Source organism: Moorena sp. SIO3B2 (assembly GCF_010692525.1).
In the GTDB taxonomy this organism is placed as follows: Bacteria; Cyanobacteriota; Cyanobacteriia; order Cyanobacteriales; family Coleofasciculaceae; genus Moorena; species Moorena producens.
Map to the genome: position 1 here is coordinate 1 of NZ_JAAHHE010000659.1, position 2435 is coordinate 2435.

2 protein-coding genes are annotated in these 2435 nt (G+C 43.1%); both read right to left on the bottom strand.

The window, feature by feature from the left end; all coding sequences use genetic code 11:
* Nucleotides 1-1627 (bottom strand): tetratricopeptide repeat protein (locus tag F6K38_RS39445; RefSeq protein WP_287360354.1); only part of this gene is annotated, 1627 nt, incomplete at its 3' end.
* A gap of 188 nt (nucleotides 1628-1815) precedes the next feature.
* The coding region (locus tag F6K38_RS39450; RefSeq protein WP_287360355.1) for a ShlB/FhaC/HecB family hemolysin secretion/activation protein at nucleotides 1816-2435 on the bottom strand (620 nt) is incomplete at its 5' end.

The window sequence follows — 2435 nt, forward strand, 5'->3', positions numbered from 1 at the left end:
GATAAACTGGCTCTACACTCTCTCGAAATGTAAACCTGACCTGTTGGTTAACAGCTACTAGGTCACTGCGTAGAGACTTGAGGGTGTTAACAGCTTCTGTGTAAGCTGCGATCGCATTTTCCTCTTCCCCAAGCCCTGTCGAAATACGTCCCAGTTGCCATTGCCAGCGATAGCTAATATCCGGAGCATTGACTTCCTGAGCTAACTTTAAGGCTTGTTGAGTCAGGTCTTGAGACTCTGGCAACTGCTGATTCTGCTCATACAGTTGACCTAGAGTACCAATAGCATAAGCTTCAGCTCGCTTATCTCCTAATCCTTTAGCCTGTTGTGCCCCAGTAGCTAGGATTTTAGCAATTTCATAAGAAGGAGCAACCGCAATCTTAACCGAAGGCTGAAGTCTCTTGGCTGAAATCTCAAAATTTCCTTCATCCTTGATACTTCTAAGTTCATCCTTCATTAGGCTTTGAGCAAAATTAATCCTCAGATAGATACTGCGGCGGCTCAGAGGTAAGGATTCTAGTTGGGGCAGGATTTGAGGGATTAGTGCTTGGGCTTGCTTTATCCTTTTATTATCAATCAATAAGCTAAGTTGATTTAATTGGGCTTCAAGCTTAGTTATTTGATCCGTAGACTGATCGAATGCTTGTTGATAGTAGTCAATAGCTTCTTCTAATTCTTGCTGAGTCTCGGCTGTATCCCCTGAGCTAAGCTGAGCCCGGGCTGTATTCCCTAAACTAAATAGTGTAGCGCTAATCTCTTGAGACGATGATAAGCTTCGGGCAATCTGTAAGCTTTTTTCTAAGGTTTGCCGGGATTGGCTCAGCTGTCCTACTAATTGACGCATATTCCCAAGCGATCGCAACAATATCGCTTTATTCAAAGAGTTAGATTGAGCAATTAACGATTCCTCCACCTGATTGAGTAGATTCAACGCCCGCTTATACATCCCTAAGTCTTGTAAGGCTTGGGCTATATTAATCCGACTGCGAATCTCACCAGCTTCATCCCCTAATTCACCATAAGTTACTGCAGCTTGCTCCCAACTTTCCATTGCTGCTTTTGCTTCTGATGAACCAAGCTCAATACTTCCTTTTATCATTAGGGATTGAGCCAGCACTTGTAAGTATGCTGTCGAATCGGGGGATTTTATAGAGCGCAATAGTTTTTCACTATTAGCGATCGCATTCTTGGCTTGATTCCATAATCCCAATTGCTGATAAGCCAACGAGAGATTACTCAACACCATCGCTTCTGATAGCTGATCTCCCTTACTTTGATTACTCTCAAGAGCTTGTTCTAAAACATCTACTGCTTCGGCAAATCTACCTGAATCGTAGAGACCTTGCCCCTGTTTAAGTAACGTGGAAATTTTAAAGTTAGCAGGTTGTTCGCGTAGCTTGGCCAATAGGCCAAGGTTATCAGGTTGTTCGCGTAGCGTGGCCAATAGGCCAAGGTTATCAGGTTTAAGGTTAGCAGGTTTAAGAGCAATATCCCCTTCAACCTTCAACCCTTCAACTTTCAACCCTTCAACTTTCAACCCTTCAACTTTCAACGTTTTTGGGGCTGTTGCTAAAACCGGAGGAACTAAATTGCACAATAATGCTGTTAACAGAGCGATCAGAGGCAACCTTATCCACCTCCTTATCCTCAACCCTAAATATTTTAGATTTGCTCTAGCTAGACTATCATAATATATCCTTTTTTTGACCATTGTCTTTTCTCCCGATTACTGCATCTGATCACTATGATCATAAGCGCTATATTAATAGCAGTTTTTAATTGTTAATTTTTAATTGTTAATTTTCATTTCCTTGATCAAAATGGTCTAAAAATAACCGAAAAGTAGAAGCCATCTTCCTGTAACGTTCTATCCCTAGTTTCAACATCCACCAACTGCAAGCCCCAGCCGATATTAGCCTCTAGTAAATCTCCTTGCTGCCATCGCAAACCTAGACCAAGGGATGCGATCGTGTTATCATCAATATCATTTTCATCGTCTCTATTCCAGCCAGTACCAAAATCAAGAAAAGGAGTCAACTGTACCAGAGTTCCGCTATCATTCTGAATAATTGGCAGACGCAGCTCCGCAGAGATAAAGGCACCATTGTCCGATAGAATCAAATCCTGGCGATAGCCCCGCACACTCTCTAAACCGCCAATCCCTATCTGTTCTAATGGTACCAAGCCTCGGTCTGCTAGTTGCACATCTCCTCGGATTAATAAGATAGTGTTTGGTGCCAGTAGCCTTACCCATTGGCCTTGACCGCGCCAAACGAAGAAATTGCTATCGGGTCCACCCCTACTAAGAGTAGTATCTCCTGAACTAATCCCGATACTTAACTGGGAACGAGCTGCTAACACTTGTTGCTCACTGCGCTTAGTCCACTCTTGGAATAACCGGATGGCATTAATCCGCGTACGCCCTTCATCATCAG